The sequence below is a fragment of the Pseudoalteromonas sp. AOP31-A2-14 genome (assembly GCF_052378035.1).
In the GTDB taxonomy this organism is placed as follows: Bacteria; Pseudomonadota; Gammaproteobacteria; order Enterobacterales; family Alteromonadaceae; genus Pseudoalteromonas.
In genome coordinates this window covers 1,167,298-1,187,129 of the sequence record NZ_JBQSXI010000001.1, presented here as the reverse complement: position 1 = coordinate 1,187,129, position 19,832 = coordinate 1,167,298, and the positions used below count along the sequence as shown (strand labels likewise).

The window sequence follows — 19,832 nt, the reverse complement described above, 5'->3', positions numbered from 1 at the left end:
TGAATAACCAATACAAAAAATGCTTATAGTGATGCATTTATTGCATAACCATTACCCTTTATAAACAAGCAAAACTTTTCTTTAAAGAGGTAATAATTTACATAAAGGTATTCTTATTATGGTGTGAGTATATTTTGCCCGGGTGCAGATAGTATTTTAGTTATAAATTGAAACATCGTTAAATTTGAATATAGCGTGGGAAATAAAAAAGCAACTAGAAGGTATGAAGAGTTTTTAGATCTATTAAAATAATATCAAGAATTTGAACTAACTACAAAAAGGCCGCATGCTCGCGACCTTTTGAATTTAATTGAGCCAACTAAATTATTCTGCGTCAGCTTCTTTATGTTTTTTAGCTGTTTCAGTGATCAGTGGTTGTAGTTCACCACGTTGAAACATTTCAATGATAATATCACAACCACCAACTAATTCGCCTTCGACCCATAGCTGTGGAAAGGTAGGCCAGTTAGCGTGAGCTGGTAGCTCTGCGCGAATGTCTGGGTTTAGCAATATGTCAACATACGCAAACGGTTCGCCACATGACATAAGCGCTTGTGATGCTTGCGAAGAAAAACCACAATTAGGCAGTTTTGGTGATCCTTTCATGAATAAGATGATCGGGTTTTCAGCAATTTGCTGTTTAATTTTATCAATGGTTTCCATTTACAACCTCAAAATGACGATAGCGAACACATTAGGCCTTGAAAAAGTTTCACTGTGGCCTCAGATATATATTAAATGGGCGATTAACGCCACAATCTTAAATAGTCTTTAACAAGAGCATTGCTGTTTGCTAAAACTTGAGTAAAATACTCAACTATTATAGTAACACTATAATCCCACTTGGTATAGGTAAGCACTTTGTTAGCATAGCTATTACCTATAACCGACTGGACTATCAACCAAGAAGATGGAGATAAAAAAATGGCATTTGAACTACCGTCACTACCGTATGCAATTGATGCACTTGAACCACATATTTCAAAAGAAACGCTAGAGTTTCACCACGGTAAGCATCACAACACTTATGTGACTAAACTTAACGGTTTGATCCCAGGTACTGAATTTGAAGGCAAATCGCTTGAAGAAATCGTATGCTCTTCAAATGGTGGCGTATTTAATAACGCAGCACAAATCTGGAACCACACTTTCTACTGGAACAGCTTATCTCCAAATGGCGGCGGTGCACCTACAGGCGCAATCGCAGATGCAATCAACGCGAAATGGGGCTCATTTGACGCGCTAAAAGATGCATTAAATGATAAAGCAGTTAACAACTTTGGTTCAAGCTGGACTTGGTTAGTGAAACTTGCTGATGGTTCTTTAGACATCGTAAATACATCTAACGCAGCAACACCACTAACTGATGAGGGTGTTACACCAATCCTTACTGTGGATCTGTGGGAACATGCTTATTACATCGATTACCGTAACGTCCGTCCTGATTACCTTAAAGGTTTCTGGTCATTAGTTAACTGGGAATTCGCAAACGCGAACTTCGCTTAATTAGCTTAAGTGTTAATTAACAATCGATAAAAAGACGCTACGGCGTCTTTTTTAATGTCTGTTATTTATGTTATTAAAGTGTCTGATACGCAATCATATTTAAACCTGTCCACTGAAGTAATTTTTAGATTAAATTATTAACCTTATTGCGCAAAAATTTAAAACCGTGACTATCCTCAAATTACCCTATGTTTTTTCTTAAAGTAAAAACACGTTTTTGCAGGTCTCTATGAGTATTTTTGAGCATAAGCAATCACAATACGAAAAGTCACAAGAAGAAGAGTACAACATCAAAGTTCTTAAGCACCTATATCGACTATGGGACTTTCAAATTAAGCTTGAAAAAGTATCATCTATTTACAATTTTAAATTTCAGTAAAACTTGGTGCTTATGGGTCAGTATAATACACTGGCTTGAACTGCGTTTACTTTAAAGGAAATACCTTATGCTACGACTACGTTCTCTCACTTTTGTTCTCACGGCGCTTTGCGCAGTATCTCTCACTCAAGCAGCAGAGCTTACTGAAAACACATTAGATGCAAAAAAAGTAACGGCACAAAGCAAACCTATCACTTTACTCGGCCAAGGGGTCGAAGTGGGTGATAAAGCACCGGATTTCAAAGTAGTTGATGAGCAGTTTACTCCTATCACTTTGGAGAACTACCAAGGTAAGGCGGTACTCATTAGCGTTGTGCCAAGCTTAGACACGGGTGTATGTAGCATTCAAACTAAACACTTTAATGAAAAGGTTGCAGATAAGTTTCCACAAATTGCCATGCTGACAATCAGCGCAGATTTACCCTTTGCACAAAAGCGTTTCTGCAAAGCAGAAAATATCGATAAAGTGATCACCCTATCGGATTCAGTATGGCGTGACTTTGGTCAAAACTATGGTTTGATTATTAAAGATATGGGACTTTTAACGCGCGCTGTATTTGTACTTGATGCCAAGCATAATATTATTTATAAGCAACTTGTCGCTGACTTATCAACAGAACCCGATTATGCATCGGTTATTGGTCAGTTAGAAAAGCTTTAACTTTCTGATAATAATAAAAACCCCTTATAAATTAAGGGGTTTTTATTTAAATTAAGATTATTTAATTAACCTAGTAACTTACCTAACTGCTGACTTATTTCTTCAACAGCTTGCTTACCGTCCAACTTATGGTATTGAGTGTTACCTGCTTTTTCTTCAGCTTGATAATAATCAACTAACGGCTTTGTTTGATCATGATATATACCTAAACGTTTACGTACCGTTTCTTCTGTATCGTCATCACGAATAATTAAATCTTCACCAGTAATATCGTCTTTACCGTCGACTTTTGGTGGATTATAAACAATATGATATACACGGCCAGAACCAGGATGGACACGACGTCCGCTCATACGTTCAACAATAACTTCATCAGCCACATCAAACTCAATAACGTGATCAACCACAACGCCATTTTCTTTCATAGCATCCGCTTGTGGAATAGTACGTGGGAAGCCATCAAGTAAAAAACCTTTATCGCAATCTGGTTTTGCAATACGTTCTTTTACAAGGCCAATGATAATATCATCAGAGATTAATTGACCCGCGTCCATTACTTTTTTTGCTTCTAGACCAAGAGGCGTGCCTTCTTTGATAGCTGCACGCAGCATATCGCCCGTTGAAATTTGTGGAATACTGTATTTGTCCATCAAAAACTGAGCTTGAGTACCTTTACCTGCACCCGGCGCGCCCAAAAGAATAATGCGCATATCATTGTCCTCTGTATGAGTTTATTTCTAAAGCCTGAATTCTTCCACAACTAAGTCGATGACTCAAGCAACTTATACTAATTGGTTATACTAACCATCATTTGCATAATAAAAAAGGGAACCTGAGTTCCCTTTTTACATTCAACACTTATAAAAGCTGATTACTTTACTTGTTCAAATCAAGCATCAGTTTATTAAGGCGAGATACAAACCCTGCTGGGTCTTTTAATGTACCGCGCTCTGCAAGTAACGCTTGATCAAGTAATACGTGCGACCATTGGCTAAACTTATCTTCACCTTGCTCGTCATTTAAATGCTTAACAAGCTGATGATCAGGGTTCAACTCAAAAATAGGCTTCGCTTCTGGCGCAGGTTGACCCACTGACTCCATAAGCTTTTGCATTTGCGAACTCATATCATTGTCATCACTCACTACACAGGCTGGTGAGTCAGTTAAACGATGAGTAAATCGTACATCTTTTACTGCTTCACCCAACGCTGCTTTGATACGTTCAACAAGGCCAGCAACATCTTTTTCAGACTCTTCTTGGGCCTTTTTAGTTTCTTCATCATCCATTTTACCTAAATCAAGATCGCCACGGGTGATTGATTTAAACGGTTTTTCAGCAAACTCTGTTAAGTGGCTCATCATCCACTCATCAACACGGTCACTTAATAGTAAAACTTCGATACCTTTCTTACGGAAGATCTCTAAGTGCGGTGAATTTTTTGCAGTAGCAAACGAGTCTGCAACAACATAATAAATTGCATCTTGCTCTTCATCCATGCGTTCAATATATTGCTCGAGCGACACATTTTGCGTGCTTTCGTCTGTATGCGTTGACGAAAAACGTAATAGCTTAGCAATCGCTTCTTTATTTACTGAATCTTCTGCTGGCCCTTCTTTGATCACTTGACCAAATTCATTCCAGAATGTTTGGTAATCTTCAGTTTTGTTTTTAGCCATACGCTCAAGCATTTTTAATACGCGTGAGGTACAACCTTTGCGGATTGCTTGAGTTACTTTATTATCTTGTAAAATTTCCCGCGACACATTTAACGGTAAATCATTTGAATCAAGTAAACCTTTCACAAAACGTAAGTAGCTAGGCATAAACTGCTCAGCGTCATCCATTACAAATACACGTTGCACGTAAAGCTTTAAGCCACTTTGACGTTCACGGTTCCATAAGTCGAAAGGCGCTTTTTTAGGTATGTATAATAAGCTTGTATACTCTGTTTTACCTTCAACCTTATTATGGCCCCAACTTAGTGGATCTTCCCAATCATGACTTACGTGTTTGTAAAACTCTTTGTATTCGTCTTCATTTATCTCTGACTTATCACGCGTCCAAAGTGCCGTGGCTCTGTTAATACTTTCCCATGCCGCAGGCTCTGCGGGGATCTTTTCACCGTCAGGACCTTCTGACTCAGGTACTTCTGCTTTATACATTTCAACCGGAATTGAGATATGATCAGAGTATTTAGTAACGATACCACGCAGACGGTGGTCATCAGCGAACTCAGTCTCGTCTTTACGTAAGTGAAGGATTACTTCTGTACCACGACCTTCTTTTTCGATCTCTTGTAAGGTATATTCACCTTCACCTTCTGATTGCCATTCAATACCTTGGCTTTCACCTGCTTTGCGGGTGCGCACTGTCACTTTTTCAGAAACGATAAATGCTGAGTAGAAACCAACACCAAATTGACCTATTAATTTTGAATCTTTATTTTGGTCGCCAGTTAAATTTTTGAAAAATTCAGCAGTACCTGATTTTGCAATAGTACCTAAAGAGTTGATGACTTCGTCACGAGTCATACCAATACCATTATCAGAAATAGTGACGGTATTAGCTTCTTTATCGGTGCTGATACGCACTTTTAAATCGGCATCTTTTTCGTATAAATCGCCATTTGATAACGCTAAAAAGCGTAATTTGTCCGCTGCATCTGAGGCATTTGATACCAGTTCACGTAAAAATATTTCTTTATTAGAGTAAAGTGAATGGATCATTAAGTTAAGTAATTGCTTAACTTCTGTTTGAAAGCCTAGTGTTTCTTTTTGTGCTGCAGTCATTGTGTAAATCTCCAATTAGCAAAGTGTCTGCGTTATGCAACATATATGGGGTAAGGTAATAAAACTTCAAGGCAAAACAAATATATTTTTGATAAGGAAAAGTAAAAAGAAGCTATTTAATTACTCACACTGGTGTTTATTACAGGGGAATTATTATTTGAAATAGGAAACTGCCCTTTCATTATTCTTATAGCCTGCATCCGTGTAGGCTATAAAAAAATTACCTTAGGGTGTGTTGTTCTTTGTGGATTAGACTTTGTTCAATCTAGGGACGATTAACCCCAGCGCGAAGCTTTTAACCTGGCGGGCTCTATAACTGCTCCTGCACTCTTCTACTGACTGACATCAATGTAAGAATAAGTAAAAATTGAGCAAAGTTACGCATCCTGCTCACGCCGTTTACCTACATCCATGTAAGCAAAAAAGAGTCAATTGCCCCTAGAAGAACCAAAAAAGTAGCGCATGTATTGCCTTTATACTGCGCTATCGCCTATTTGTGAGGAGCAACCACACATCATAGGTTGCTTTGCGTAAATACCACACATACTGCTGTAAATTTAATTACCAAAGGTAAACACGCCCTGATCATTATTTCATTTTTATTTTATATTTTTTAAGTTAGCTAAGCGCTCAGCGTATAAAGCAGCACCAACAACGGGGGTCTGAAGTGGCTCATAAAGTTTATAGTTACACGAAAAACGCTTTAACGCATTAATAAAAGGAGACAGCACTAATGCCCCAGCATTAAACACACCGCCAGAATAAGATACCTTAACCTCTTCACCTTCAGCGAACGGTAATACTTTACGAACCCCTTCAACTATTTCAGCTAATTCGTTAGCCGCATCATCTAAAATGGCTATGGCGTATTTGTCGCCCTCTGAAGCAGCCTTACAAACTAAAGTAGAAATAGAAGCCACTTTACTTCTATCCCCATTCCAATCACTAAGCACTAACCCTGTAATATCTAGGTCACTTTCAATATCAAACGTCGTTTTTAATAAAAAGTATAGCGGCCCTTTGGCTAATCGCCCATCACTCATTTTTGTAAATACTTGCAGTCCTTTACGGCCAATCCAATAAGCAGAGCCTTCATCACTAAAAAGCTCCCCCCAACCACCACAGCGAGCATTTTGGTTATTACTCACGCCATAAGCGATTGAACCAGTCCCTGAAACAATGTTAATACCGTCAGCCCCATTAAATGCAGCAGCCCAACCATTGACCATATCATTATCACAATGATACTTATCAGAGCACATAAAGTGTGACGGCAAAGCATTAATTTCATTAATTAACTTACTGTCTTCGCCATATGCGGGTAACCCAAAAAAAGCAAAAGTAATATCACCTACTGAACCGTTCACTTGTTCAAGCAGTGCTTTAACACCGGACTCTAAAACCGATTGAGCACCGCCCAAGCCAACTTCAACATAGTAACAAGTTCCAGACTCATGGCTTGCTACTACATTATGTTCATGATCAAGTAATGCAAACGCCGTTTTTGTTCCACCGCCATCAACACCTAAATAATACATAATGTTTCTCCTGTTCAATCATCTTTGCTTATAAAGCATAGATATTTACACCTTGCACAACACGGTTTATTGTTCCAGATGAACTAGGGTTATCGGGTGTATTATTAATCGCTAAGGCATGCTCAAAACCATACATTTGCACGCAAACAATATAAGGGAAAAGCAAAAATATATCTTCTGTATTTTCCACTCCTGATAAAGACAAACATTCAAAGCCAACGTGTTCTTCACTTGCTTTTGCATCAACAACAATTATCTCACCTACTTCTGAGTCACCGGTTAGCTCAGTGAGTAAATCTAAATCATATTTACGCGTTAACGGGTGATTTGAAATAAATAATATAACGAGCGTTTTATCATTCACAATTGCTTTTGGTCCATGCCTGAACCCTAACGGAGAATCAAAGCTCGACACTGCTACACCGTCGGTAAGCTCAAGTAATTTTAATGCACCTTCTCGAGCAAGCCCTTTGAATATACCACTTCCAAGATAGATAACGCGTTCGTACTTTTTATTTGCAACTGTTTTTATTATTTGGTCATAACGCGTTATTAACGACTCTGTAGCGGCCATGCTTTTTTCAAATTGTAATTTGAAATTTTCTACCGGGCAAAAAACATACAATGCAGATAGCATCATCGAGCTAAAGCTCGACGTCATTGCAAAACTTATATCGTTTGTTTCTGGAGGCATTAATAAAGCAAATTTATTAGTGTCAGAACAGCGCTTATACAACTCGCCCTCTTCGTTACATGTAATTGCTAACTGGTAACACTCCTTGACTAGCGAATCAGCATAGTCAACAGAGGCAACACTTTCTGGGCTATTTCCTGAGCGAGCAAACGACACTAAAAGAGTTGGTATATCCGATTGAAAATAATCATGTGGATTTGATACTAAATCAGTTGTAGCTATCGCCTCTACTCGTTTACCTAACTTAGCACAAACCGCAGGAGCAATACTCTCACCAACAAAAGCAGATGTACCTGCGCCTGTAAAAATAATTCGTAAATTAGGCTTTGCTAAAATAGGTTTCAAAAATGCATCAATACTAGGCTGAACTTGTATTAAATTAGAGAGCACTTTATCCCAACATGCTGGCTGTTGTTGAATCTCTTTTGCCGTCCAATACGCGTCTTTCTCTTTTAATAAATCTTGAGAGTAGTTTAAGTAAGTCATAGATTAAGCGTCCTTTTTTAAGCGTTAACAGCTGTATTACAAGCAACAGAATACTGCTCTAATACTTGAGAGATTTTATGAAAAATTAATTCACGTATATTCATTTTTAGTTTTCCATCTTTAATAGCTTGATGCTGCTCGGGCATAAACTGGCTAAGTAGCGTTAAAGGTGGTGGAGAAAGCTGAAGATTACTAATCAATAGATCTAATGCAAAATCAACTTTTGGCGTAGGCCAATAATAACGAACTCGATCACTTAAGCTGTACTGGCAATCTAAGGCTTGTTGCTTTGCCTCAGTTGCATAATATTTTTTCCAATAGACTGGGTTTTCATGCATTGCTTCTAAGATGACACTTTTTACATTTGAGCGTGATTCTAAGTCTATCCACTCTTTTTCAATAGCATCCAAAGCCCAAACGGCTTCGCGAAGCGCGAATGTTAACCACGGACCAACCTTTAATATTGCAAAATGCCCTTTTACTAATTCACTCAAATGTCCAACGGATTGATAATCAGTTGAATGTGCTTCAAATACCATATTTTTATTTGACTCAATAAATTGACTCAATACGGCCGCTTTTTCAGGCTCGAAGGCAATCACTTTATGGTGATCAAACTCAACACCAGGCTGAACAACTAAGCCAATAATACGCTCCCAAGCATCTTTTAAGCCCACTTTAATAAACGCGTCATAATGCACATTAATTGTTTCATTCGCTGCCTCAGATGATGTAACTTCTAAGCAATCTAACCCTTCCTGCGCCCCACCAGGAACGGGCACCTCCGTACCTATAATGTAAACTGGTGGTTCACCGCCTACTTTATGCCATGCTTTTTCAGCGACAGCGCACATCCGAGCGGCACGTTTAGCAACATCAGCATCTCCTAGGGGGACAGGATCATCTGAACAAGACATTGAACAATCTAAATGAATTTTTCTAAAACCAGCACTAACATAAGCATCTATAAGCACATCTGATTTAGCCATCGCTTCTTCAGCGGATAAATCCTGCCAACAATTTGGACCTAAATGATCTCCACCCAAAATAACTTTATCAAGAGGTAAACCTACTTTATTAGCTAAAACATGGATTAGATCATAAAAATCACTCGGTGTTTTACCTGTATAACCACCATCTTGATTCACTTGATTCGACGTTGCTTCAACTATCAGATGTTCCCCCTTATTTAATGCATGCTTCATAGCAGCCTCAAGCACTAATGGGTGTGATGAACACACTGAATATAAGCCATTTTGTTTACCCATTTTATGCTGTTGAATTAAATCTTGTAATACTTTCAATTGACCTCCTAATAAAGCAATTAAAACTGAAATGTTTTTAAGAAACTGAGCTGAGTATGAAACAAACATAGAAACAAGTAAACAACTTTTAGTTTCATTTAGCTTCACTTTATAATAAAAACCATTAAAATTAAATAAAAAGATGCATTTAGATTGCAAATCAATCTCAATTGTTAATATTACTTTAATTTAATTTCATTTTATTGTCACCTTTCGTTTGACAGCGGTTTCAATGTCCTTCAATATAATTGTGCGGTTTAGTAAAATAATTTCTATATTTATTACAATAAAAAATCCACAGGTGAATATTATGAACAACAGGATCAGCTTTAAAAAAACCTTATTGACGATTGCAATATTTGGCGCATGTCATCAACAAGTGCTAGCTCAAGAAACGCAAGAAAGTAAAGACATTGAAGTAATTAGTATTACAGGTGTTCGTGGCAGTCTTGCTAAATCGTCAGATATAAAACAAGAAGCTAAATCTTTAGTTGATTCAATTGCCGCCGAAGAGTTGGGTCGGTTTCCTGATAATAATGTAGCGGATTCCCTTTCTCATATTTCGGGGATTACTGTTAGCCGTACTCGGGGTGGTGAAGCTCAATATGTAAATATTCGAGGACTCGGACCAGAGTTTAGTATTGTAACACTTAACAATCGAATTTTAGCAACCGACGATGGCGGTCGTAACTTTGCATTTGATGTACTCCCTTCTGAAATGATAAGTGGTGCGGATGTATGGAAATCGGTAGAAGCAAAAAATATAGAAGGTAGTATTGGTGGTGCTGTCAACCTTAAGTCAGCGCGTGCCTTTGATAACCCAGGCCAGCAAATGCTTTTTTCTGCCACCGCTGATTACAATGATTTATCAGAAGATACCGGTAAAAAATTAAATGCTATTTATAGTAATACATTTTCTGATGATACCGTTGGCTTCATTTTTGGCTTATCACACTCAACAGGCACTAGACGCACCGATGAGATGTTTGATAATTTCTTCTTTGGTGTCGATGATGAAATATCATACGATGTTAACAATGACGGAAATATCACTTCTGACGAAACCAACCTTGTTATGCCTGGTTCGTACGCACTAGGTGTTTATGCAACTGACTTTCAACGTACCGGTGCTACGTCTTCGATTGAATGGAAAGTATCCGATCGTTTTGAACTTGTTGCCGATGTAATGCTTACAAAACTAGAATCTGATGCAACTGGATACTCTCAGTCCTTTTATATGGCAGACGAAAGCGCTACACAAAATCGATTATCGAATATTGTTCTCGATGGTAACGTTGTAACAGCAATGGATATTGCAGATGTGTCGATGGAATTAATCACATTGGATGAACACCGAACTGTTGATACCAAAATGTTTGGCTTAAGTGGTACTTTTAATGCGACCGATGATTTAACTATTAAAGGTGATATTTACCAATCAAGTTCTGAGCGTGACTCAGGCGGTAAAAATACTTACGTTGTTGCGGGTGCGCCTGGTGCGCATACTGGTCATTACGAGTCTAATTCTGGCGGTTTACCTGATTACATTGCAAATTGGACACAAGGCAGAACATCTGACGACTTTGGCAATGACGATTTTTCACCGCACTGGGCTGCTCGTGATGGCAGCGATATTAAAGACACCGTTACCGGTGTTTCATTAGATGCGGAGCTATTTCTCGATTATGAATATATGCCAAAAGTACAGTTTGGTGCTGCGTTTACATCAAGAGATAAAACAAATGCCGCTTACGATAACTATGAACTAGGCGCTTGTAATTATTGTGGCTATCCGTTCACTTTTGGCGAAGTGGGCGCTGATGTTACCAGAGAATTCCCTTATGATGATTTCTTTGCTGGTGATTCTGCAAATATTCCCCGCTCTTTTCCAATTTTTAGTATCCCTGATTATGCAGCCGGTTTAGCGGCATCAGATGGTCAAACAATTACAGACTATTTAGGAAATGAAAGAACATTTTCCGAGAATGAGTCTGATTTGTGGTCACCTATTTTTAACCCCGTAAATTCTTATGATATTACAGAAGATACGACCGCAGTTTATGTTCAAGCCGATTTAGCCGGCGAAGAATGGTTTGCTAATGTTGGTTTACGTTGGATTGAAACCGAAGTGTCGTCTAAATATTCTTATAACTCTATCCAGTCTATACAAATCGTTAACCCCGACGCAGCGAATCCATCTTGGGATGTTACCTATTCGGATAGTGCCAACCAAGAAGCACAAGGAAGCTATAGTAAGTTGCTTCCCGCAATAAATGCGGGTTTTTACCTTAGCGAAGATCTTTTGTTACGTGGCGCATTAGCACAGTCATTATCGCGACCAACTTTAGATCAATTGGCTCCACTTACGACCGATAACGCACAGTCGGGGTTATTCACTATGGCGATTAGTGGCAACCCAAGTATTGAGCCAGTATTTTCAGATCAAGCCGATCTTTCTCTAGAGTGGTATTTTGAAGACGGTGGATTGTTAGCCGGTGCCATATTTTGGAAAGACTTGGACGGTTTTATTACAATGAATACCACTCAAGTAGAAATTGCATCCGAAATATTCCAAGTAACTCAGCCTATTAACGGCGATTCAGCAGAAGTTTTAGGTGCTGAACTAAGTGTACAGAAATTCTTCGAAAGTGGTTTTGGATTTACCGCAAGCTATGCCTATACAGACACAAGTACAACAGTCGATGGGGTAGATGCGGGTTCGTTATCAGGTGTTGCTGATAACTCATACTCTGTTTCATTCATTTATGAAGATGATAAATTCAGCACCCAAATAGCACTAGATTATACCGATGGTTACGTAACTGACCCATTTAGCCCACTTGGTGATGATTATCAAACATCTATGGATGAGCAATATATTGTTTCTGCATCAATGCAATATGACATTGACGAAAACTTTCAAGTCTTTGTTGAAGCACAAAATTTGCTTGATGAATCAAACCAAACATATCAAGGTCGAGATGATATGCCCGGCTCCATTCAACTATATGGAAGAACACTTAGCTTAGGCGTACGTGCATCTTTTTAAGTTTTAATGCTAAAAACGAATGCCTATACAAAATATATAGGCATTCGATAACAACGTTTAGATATAACTTCGCATCATTCAATACGATAAAAGCTATCACCAATATAATAAGAGATATACAAAATGCAAAAACCTTGGTTACTTTTCGCGGTCGCTGTTACCGTTATGTGGGGATTATGGGGGGCACTTACCGCAATGCTCGGAAGCGGCACTCCCTCAACAATTATTTATTCTATTTGGGCTGTGACAATGGTCATTCCTTGCGTTATCGCCCTTAAATTAGTCGGCTGGAAATTAGCAACTGATAAATACTCAATTTTACTGGGGTGTACAATTGGGTTTCTTGGCTCGGGTGGTCAAATGCTGTTATTCCATGCTGTAGATACCGGCCCTGCTTACCTTATTTTCCCCATTGTTTCATTGTCGCCACTCATCACTATCGTTTTATCTTTTTTATTACTCAAAGAACGTACTGGCAAACTAGGCACTATTGGTATTTTTTTAGCGCTAATAACACTGCCATTATTTGAATACTCACAAGGCGATGAATCAAGTACCCACAATTTAGTATGGTTCTTACTCGCTATTTCAGTAATGGCTGCATGGGGGCTACAAGCTTTTTTTATGAAGTTCTCTAATAACCATATGAACGCCGAAAGTATCTTTTTTTACATGACAATTACGGCGCTTCTATTAATTCCTGTTGCTTACTTTATGACTGATACACAGTCATTAAAAGACTTTGATTTTAGTACAATCCCATCAATTGCAAGTATTCAAATCCTAAACTCTATTGGTGCCACGGCTAGCGCATTTTAATCCCAGACTCTAACAGGGTTGAGCGGTAATCATCGTCTAGCCCTGCCATTTTCTTTTTCCTCGCCATACTTGCTGACTTAGATGCATCTTGTTTAAAAAGCGCCATGGCTATCTTTCGCATTACATTAAACATTAATGGCCCTTGAAGTTTGCGTATTCTCGATTCATCTTCTCTGAAGTTCATATCAAGCATCCAATGCATGCTTTCAACCTGCCAGTGACTGCGTACTGCATTGAGTGCTTGCGCTGCATTTAAGTCTAATGAACTTATATACCAGCGTGTTTCAGTGGTATCCGACCCTGCCGACTTATCATGAACTTCAGCCCTGACCTTAATAATACTCGTTAAGCCAGGCCAACGATAATCCTTGCCTAGCCAGCTTTTATCTATAAGTAACTGCTGGCATGTACGTGTTTCAACACGCCCATGTCCTGAGCTTATTTCGGTATGTTCATCACAATTATGCTTAGTTAACCTTTCACGCTCGCACTTGTGCCACCACGCTTCTAGTTCCTTTTGCATGCCTGAATGATTACCTTTAAGTGCAAGAATATAATCTGCTTTTTGTTGGATGATTTGTTTTGCTATTTCTTGTTGGCATCCCATCGCATCTAACGTAATGATACTGTTTTCAATATCGAGCAGGGTGAGTAATTCTGGTATTGCGGTGATTTCATTTGTTTTATTATCAACAGCCGTCTGCCCAAGCACTAACTGGTGTTGGCAACTCCATGCACTGACCGTGTGTAAGGCACTTTTTCTGTCTTTTGTGGTAAATGAACGCCGTGCGGTTTTGCCATCGATAGCGATGATATCTGCACCTGTAGTTTCAATCAGTGATGATATCCAAGATTGAAATGCCCTTTCTATTTCATTTGCTTTTAACCGACACATGACGCGAGCAATCGTGTCATGTTTTGGAATTCCTGCGTTGAACGTGCCGTATTTTTTTAACCAATCAAGCTTTAGGTGCCCAAAGTCTTCAATATCTTCCCATCCTTCTGCACCAGAGAGTACAGCGCTAATAGAAAGGAGAAGAATATCGATAAGTTCATGCTTTTTACAACGTTCAATGCGAGGATCTGTAATTGAATTAAAATGTTTCAGAAAAGTAGTGCTCATATTTATGCGACCAAGTAATTATTATGCCTTGATCTGATCACTACTTGCTCTATAAGTTCAATTTATAATGATCTTGCCGTGCTATTGGTGCCTTATGCTTGGTTTATGCATTTCGTTATGGCAAAGCAATGGTAGTGTCGCCTTTAACAAACGCAGGTGCCCCTTTAATTTCTTCAATATTAAGTATCCTTTTTATTGGGGTTATCCCGAATGAGCTTAAGATTTTAGGCATCATACTCGCCATTATCGCAGCAATATTATTGGCTATAGAGCCTGAAAATAACAAATCTAGTAACTAATTTTTGAGAGGCTATTATGAAAAAACACATTGTCGCGATTTCTGTTCTCGCATTTTCTTTAACCGGTTGCTCAAGCGTAAGTGATAACGCTAACAGTGCACACTACACAATGAGTGATTACTATTCAGTAAATAAAATTGACGCTCATGTACATGCCAATAGCACATCTGCCGCTTTTATTGAGCAAGCGCAAAAAGATAACATAAAGTTACTATCAATAAACGTCGACTACCCCGACTTCCCTAGTATTGATAAACAAGCGAGTATTGCGGAGTTATTTTCGAAAAAATACCCGCATAATTTTTATTTCGTTACTACGTTTTCAATGCAAGGCGCAGATACCCCGCAATGGAAAAACAACGTAATTAAACGCATTGATTCAGCAGTGGATAAAGGCGCAAAAGCAGTAAAAGTATGGAAAAACATAGGGATGGACTTTAAAAACCAAAAACAAAATTTGGTAATGATTGACGATCCAATTTTCGATCCTATTTTTAACCATTTAACCAATAAAAACATTCCATTAATTGGTCATCAAGGCGAGCCTAAAAATTGCTGGTTACCTGTGAGTAAAATGACGGTAAATAATGATAAACAATATTTTGCCGCCCATCCACAATACCATATGTATTTACACCCTGAAATGCCAAGCTATGAGCAACAAATGCAAGTACGTAACAATATGCTTAATAAACACCCTGATATGCATTTTATGGGAGCACACTTAGCAAGTTTAGAGTGGAGCGTTGATGAAATAGCCTTATTTTTAGATACCTACCCAAATACAGTTGTCGATTTGGCAGCAAGAATGGGGCAAATTCAGTATCAATCAAAACTCGATAGACAGAAAGTACGTGAATTTTTTATTAAATATCAAACTCGTATTTTATATGCGACTGATTTAACTCACGATCCAGATGCTGTTGATATGCAGCTTAAAAAAGAAACTCATAAGAAATGGACTGAAGACTGGCTGTATCTAAATACGGATAAGTCATTAAGTGTGCCTGAAGTGGATGGCGATATCGTGGGTTTAGCATTACCAAAAAGCGTGATTGATAATTTATATGCTAACAACGCCATTCGTTTTTTCAATATAAGTGAAAACTAACCGTTAGCTTTGCACTTTCAATATATTATTTTAAAGGACAAATAATGAAAAAAAATTATACCTCTAACTTACTCATTTGCGCCATTAGCATTTTTTCACTTATAAGCTGTTCTAAACAAGCAATTAACTCAAATATAAACAATGATATAGTCTACACCGTAAAAACAGATGCTCTTTCTTTAGAATTTAATAATTTACTACATAGCAATATTGTCGGGAATGTAAACGGAACCCAAATAGCGTTAGGCGACATTAAGCCTAGTGAATATGTGGTGACACTTGATAAAAAAGTAATTAGCGACTTTAACTTTATTGAAAAAAAAGTGCAGCCAATAGAAAACGAATTAGGCAACGGCACTCAAGTAGAGCTAAGCGGTATATCATCACAGGGACTGCTTAAAAAAACAGTCGTGAGTGTATATAAACGTTACCCGACTATGGCATTTTTTAATGTGAGTTACACTAATACAACTGACGCTAATATTAAAATTGTAAAATGGGTTAATAACGACTACACACTTTTAGACGATAAAACAGTTCAAGCCGAGCAACCCGCTTACTGGTCTTATCAGGGCGCTTCTTATGTAGATCGAAGAGATTGGATAACCCCAATCACTCCTGGTTATAGCCAACAAAATTACATGGGCATGAACTCATCTGATTACGGCGGCGGCACTGCAATCGTTGATTTATGGCGAAAAGATATAGGTATTGCCGTCGGCCATACCGAAACATCGCCCAAATTAGTCTCATTACCACTTAATTATAGAAAAACAGATAACGGTGCAACAATTCACGTTGAGCTTGAAAAAGGAAATGAACTCAAAAAAGGTGAAACACTGAATACCATTCAAACCTTTGTAAACATCCATAATAACGATTATTACGTCACACTTAAAAACTACCGCAAAGTAATGGCTGATAAAGGGTTAAAAATGGCTGATGTACCCGACTCAGCATACGAACCTATTTGGTGTGCGTGGGGTTACGATCGTAACTTTGATGTAAATGAAGTGCTTGGTACATTAGAAACCGCTAAAAAAATGGGCTTAGAATGGGCTGTTCTCGATGATGGTTGGCAAACAGCTGAAGGAGATTGGTACTTAGATCGTAAAAAGTTTCCCAATGGCGATGAAGATATGAAAGCCTTTGTATCCAAAATAAACGAAGCCGGGCTAAAAGCAAAATTATGGTGGGCTCCTTTAGCGGTAGATCCTGGCACCGACTTATTACACGAACACACCGATATGTTATTACTTGATGAAAACGGAGCTGCTCAAGACGTAACATGGTGGAATAGTTTTTACCTTTGCCCTGCCTACAAAGACACAATTGAGCACAGTAAAGCACTTGTTCGCAAAATGCTGGGGGAATGGGGATATGAAGGACTCAAAATTGACGGACACCACCTCAACGGCGTTGCACCTTGTTATAACCCTGCACACAATCATGAACACCCAGAAGAGTCTGTAGAAAAGTTAGCTGAGTATTGGGAAGAAATATTTAAAACAGCAAAAGAAGTAAACCCCGATGCGGTGATTGAAATTTGTCCTTGCGGCACATCGTACGCTTTCCATAACTTGCCCTATATGAATCAGACTGTTAGCTCAGACCCATTATCGTCTTGGCAAATACGCCACAAAGGAAAGACGCTAAAAGGTTTAATGGGCGAATCGTCACCTTATTATGGAGATCATGTTGAACTTAGCGATAATGCCAATGACTTCGCATCATCTGTTGGTATTGGAGGTATTATTGGCACAAAATTTACCATGCCTAACTCAACAGGTATTGCCGCTGAGTTTGCCTTAGATAAAGAAACAGAACAAACATGGAAAAAATGGATTGATATATATAAAGAAAAAATGCTACCGAAAGGTATCTATTTAGGGGAGCTATACGATATTGGTTTTGACCTCCCAGAAACCCATGCAATACAAAAAGGCGCTAATATGTACTACGCATTTTATGCCGATAGCTGGGGTGGCGAAGTAGAACTAAGAGGGTTAGAACAAGGCGAGTATCAAATAAAAGATTATGTGAATAATAAAATTTTAGGCACAGTCTCAGGGGCCAGCGCTAAATTAAAGACTCAATTTAAAGGTTACTTGTTATTAGAGTTGACGCCAACAAAGGCGGTTAATTAATGAAGCCAATTATCTATTTATTGTTGTACATAGGATGCTCTTTTTGTGTAGCTCAGCCGTTAGCGGTAAAAGAAACTGCTCCAGCATTTTCTTTACCGTTATTAAACAATGAACACACGATCACCCTATCTGATTATAAAGGCAAAGTAGTGTATGTTGATTTTTGGGCGTCATGGTGCGTACCATGTCGCCGCTCATTCCCTTTTTTAAATGCGCTACGAAAAGAGTATGCAGACAAAGGCTTTGAGGTAATTGCAATAAACTTAGAGCAAGAGTCAGAGGCCGCTAATGCGTTTTTAGCTCAACACCCCGTTTCATACCCTGTTGTAGCTGGCTATAACAGTACAGTGGGCACTGATTACGAAATTATAGCTATGCCAACAGCCTATATAATAGGAAAAAATGGAAACATAAGGGTTAAACATATGGGGTTTAATCCCGCACAAAAAGATTATCTTGAGGCCGTTGTCGACAAACTCGTTTCAGAATTTTAACGAAGGGTTCAAAATAAAAATTATTAAATAAAACGATATTTTTTTATGACTTCTTTTTAATAAAAGCCACTCATATCTTGAGTGGCTTTTACATTAAATAAGCTTCCCCCTTTTGTTGATACATTTGAATAGATAGGTAGGCTAATCACGCTATACTTTAATTTATAGCGTATATTATTTTTTAATTATTTATAAAACCGAAAGGCTTTATTGGTAATAATGTTTCATTTCATATATAATTATGCTTCATTATTTAGGTTTGAAACTTTTTTATAAAAGGGAAATTATGCGCGACACCAGCCAAAGACGTGAGCAAATTAGTCGAATGTTAAAGGAAACAGGCAGCGTACAAGTCCCTCACCTCGCAGAGAAATATGACGTATCAACCGTTACAATAAGAAAAGACCTGCGATTTTTAGAGCAGCAAGGTATTGCTGCTCGTTCATACGGCGGGGCAATGCTGAAAGAAAAAAATGTAATTGAAACCGAACTCGCCATAGACCGGAAACAAACACTCCATGCTGAAGAAAAACTCAGTATTGGTAAAGCCGCTGCCCAACTAATTAACTCTGATGATTCAATCATTTTAGATTCGGGATCTACCACCATTCAAATTGCGGCGCACTTAAAAGATAAAGAAAATTTGACCATTATTACTAATGGTTTAAATGTTGTGAATAAGCTGTCGGTATATGACGAAGTAGACGTTATGTTACTTGGCGGTACATTAAGACGTAAAAATATGTCTTTTTTTGGTAGCTCAGCTGAAAAGTGCTTAGAAGATTTACATGTTGATAAACTATTCTTAGGCGTTGATGGTTTTCATATGGAACGCGGCATTACCACACACTTTGAGGCTGAAGCATTGTTAAATAGAGTGATGTGTAAAATCGCGTCTGAAATAATAATTGTTACTGATTCATCTAAGTTCGAACATGTTTGCCTACATAAAATTCTTGAACCGGCAGCAGTCACTACAGTGGTTACCGACAGCAATATACCCAACAATTATTTAGAGGGGCTTGAACGCCTTGGTATTAAAGTAATAATCGCTTAATGATTATTACTTTAAATAATTAAAACGAACAAGGGCATTGACCATGAATACGTTTTTCGCTGGTTGGATGTTCAAAATGTAACTCGCTCGCATGAATAATAAACGCGAAGCCATCGCTTTAGCCAGTGCTACAATGAACTAACACATCACGTTAACCAATGGCGCCTCCCCTCGTTGTTAAAACAAAACAAGCTATGCGTGGTGTTCGCTTGTTAATCACAGCAGGCGTTGTTTCTTAACTGGCAGTTTTTCGTGCTTCGATAACCATTCTGAATCAATGATTTTATGCCAAGTATCAACAGCAACCAAAAAAGTGAATCACTCCACCATTTGAACAATGATCCACTATTTATTAAAGTTTTACATTAATCAGAT

Annotated in this window: 17 protein-coding genes; 10 read left to right on the top strand and 7 right to left on the bottom strand. The window is 38.3% G+C overall.

The genetic code is table 11. The features are described 5' to 3' along the window. Nucleotides 1-324 precede the first annotated feature (324 nt). Entirely contained in the window at nt 325-663 is a 339-nt protein-coding gene (locus ACT3S9_RS05585) for a Grx4 family monothiol glutaredoxin (protein ID WP_441834924.1), read from the bottom strand. A gap of 261 nt (nt 664-924) precedes the next feature. Between ACT3S9_RS05585 and ACT3S9_RS05580 the strand changes: the two genes are divergently transcribed. The 3 genes from ACT3S9_RS05580 to tpx all read left to right on the top strand — a co-directional run bounded on the left by ACT3S9_RS05580 (nt 925) and on the right by tpx (nt 2,546). Next, nucleotides 925-1,506 (top strand): superoxide dismutase, encoded by a 582-nt coding sequence (locus ACT3S9_RS05580; RefSeq protein ID WP_441834923.1) that lies wholly within the window; start codon nt 925-927, stop codon nt 1,504-1,506. Between the two features lie 229 nt (nt 1,507-1,735). Further along, complete coding sequence (locus ACT3S9_RS05575; protein WP_441834922.1) at nt 1,736-1,885, top strand: hypothetical protein; 150 nt, start codon at nt 1,736-1,738, stop codon at nt 1,883-1,885. Nucleotides 1,886-1,952: 67 nt separating this feature from the next. After that, a complete protein-coding gene (gene tpx / locus ACT3S9_RS05570) occupies nt 1,953-2,546 on the top strand; it encodes a thiol peroxidase (RefSeq protein ID WP_441834921.1) in 594 nt (197 codons plus the stop codon). Nucleotides 2,547-2,611: 65 nt separating this feature from the next. Here the strand turns inward: tpx and adk are convergent, their stop codons facing one another. The 5 genes from adk to ACT3S9_RS05545 all read right to left on the bottom strand — a co-directional run bounded on the left by adk (nt 2,612) and on the right by ACT3S9_RS05545 (nt 9,466). Beyond that, complete coding sequence (gene adk / locus ACT3S9_RS05565; RefSeq protein WP_441992779.1) at nt 2,612-3,256, bottom strand: adenylate kinase; 645 nt, start codon at nt 3,254-3,256, stop codon at nt 2,612-2,614. A gap of 166 nt (nt 3,257-3,422) precedes the next feature. After that, complete coding sequence (gene htpG, locus ACT3S9_RS05560; protein WP_441993165.1) at nt 3,423-5,336, bottom strand: molecular chaperone HtpG; 1,914 nt, start codon at nt 5,334-5,336, stop codon at nt 3,423-3,425. A gap of 599 nt (nt 5,337-5,935) precedes the next feature. After that, nucleotides 5,936-6,874 carry an N-acetylglucosamine kinase gene (locus ACT3S9_RS05555; RefSeq protein ID WP_441836583.1) on the bottom strand — a complete coding sequence of 313 codons (939 nt, stop codon included), beginning with the start codon at nt 6,872-6,874 and terminating at the stop codon, nt 5,936-5,938. 28 nt (nt 6,875-6,902) lie between these two features. Next, the gene (locus tag ACT3S9_RS05550) at nt 6,903-8,054 is read right to left on the bottom strand and encodes an SIS domain-containing protein (RefSeq protein ID WP_441836582.1); all 1,152 of its coding nucleotides are present in this window, start codon (nt 8,052-8,054) and stop codon (nt 6,903-6,905) included. Between the two features lie 17 nt (nt 8,055-8,071). Next, a complete protein-coding gene (locus ACT3S9_RS05545) occupies nt 8,072-9,466 on the bottom strand; it encodes a D-tagatose-bisphosphate aldolase, class II, non-catalytic subunit (protein WP_444750806.1) in 1,395 nt (464 codons plus the stop codon). A 202-nt stretch (nt 9,467-9,668) separates the two neighbouring features. Here ACT3S9_RS05545 and ACT3S9_RS05540 point away from each other — a divergent pair, with 202 nt between their 5' ends. Continuing rightward, complete coding sequence (locus ACT3S9_RS05540) at nt 9,669-12,407, top strand: TonB-dependent receptor (protein ID WP_441835902.1); 2,739 nt, start codon at nt 9,669-9,671, stop codon at nt 12,405-12,407. Between the two features lie 123 nt (nt 12,408-12,530). After that, nucleotides 12,531-13,226, top strand: a complete 696-nt coding sequence (locus tag ACT3S9_RS05535; RefSeq protein ID WP_444750805.1) for an EamA family transporter — start codon at nt 12,531-12,533, stop codon at nt 13,224-13,226. Here ACT3S9_RS05535 and ACT3S9_RS05530 read toward each other — a convergent pair. Next, nucleotides 13,213-14,349 (bottom strand): ISAs1 family transposase, encoded by a 1,137-nt coding sequence (locus ACT3S9_RS05530; protein ID WP_444750804.1) that lies wholly within the window; start codon nt 14,347-14,349, stop codon nt 13,213-13,215. The two genes, ACT3S9_RS05535 and ACT3S9_RS05530, sit on opposite strands and share 14 nt — an antisense overlap. Before the next feature lie 83 nt (nt 14,350-14,432). Between ACT3S9_RS05530 and ACT3S9_RS05525 the strand changes: the two genes are divergently transcribed. The 5 genes from ACT3S9_RS05525 to agaR all read left to right on the top strand — a co-directional run bounded on the left by ACT3S9_RS05525 (nt 14,433) and on the right by agaR (nt 19,457). Beyond that, a complete protein-coding gene (locus tag ACT3S9_RS05525) occupies nt 14,433-14,648 on the top strand; it encodes a hypothetical protein (RefSeq protein ID WP_444751105.1) in 216 nt (71 codons plus the stop codon). Between the two features lie 16 nt (nt 14,649-14,664). Further along, nucleotides 14,665-15,759: an amidohydrolase family protein gene (locus tag ACT3S9_RS05520; RefSeq protein WP_441835900.1), complete on the top strand. Its 1,095-nt coding sequence runs from the start codon at nt 14,665-14,667 to the stop codon at nt 15,757-15,759. Nucleotides 15,760-15,803: 44 nt separating this feature from the next. Beyond that, complete coding sequence (locus ACT3S9_RS05515; RefSeq protein ID WP_441835899.1) at nt 15,804-17,906, top strand: glycoside hydrolase family 36 protein; 2,103 nt, start codon at nt 15,804-15,806, stop codon at nt 17,904-17,906. Then, nucleotides 17,906-18,400, top strand: coding sequence for a TlpA family protein disulfide reductase (locus ACT3S9_RS05510; RefSeq protein ID WP_441835898.1), 495 nt, complete (start codon nt 17,906-17,908; stop codon nt 18,398-18,400). The genes ACT3S9_RS05515 and ACT3S9_RS05510 overlap by 1 nt, the downstream gene beginning before the upstream one ends. Nucleotides 18,401-18,686: 286 nt before the next feature. Next, nucleotides 18,687-19,457, top strand: coding sequence for a transcriptional repressor AgaR (gene agaR, locus ACT3S9_RS05505; RefSeq protein ID WP_441835897.1), 771 nt, complete (start codon nt 18,687-18,689; stop codon nt 19,455-19,457). Nucleotides 19,458-19,832: the final 375 nt, after the last annotated feature.